Genomic DNA, 255 nt, shown 5'->3' on the forward strand with positions numbered 1-255 from the left:
GGGGATGCCTAGGCTCTTGGAGGCGATGAAGGACGTGTTAAGCTGCGATAAGCTTCGGGGAGGTGCACAAGACCTTCGATCCGAAGATTTCCGAATGGGGCAACCCAGTAGATTGAAGATCTATTATTCTATTTAAGATAGGAGGCGAACCTGCTGAACTGAAACATCTAAGTAAGCAGAGGAAGAGAAAACAAAAGTGATTCCGTAAGTAGTGGCGAGCGAACGCGGATTAGCCCAAACCAGTGTTGTTGCGGC

At 48.6% G+C, this 255-nt stretch carries 1 rRNA gene; it reads left to right on the forward strand.

The window, feature by feature from the left end:
* A 23S ribosomal RNA gene (locus tag V7S74_RS10975) occupies positions 1 to 255 on the forward strand; the annotation flags it as partial.

It is taken from the genome of Aquirufa novilacunae (assembly GCF_045310505.1).
Lineage (GTDB): Bacteria > Bacteroidota > Bacteroidia > Cytophagales > Spirosomataceae > Aquirufa > Aquirufa novilacunae.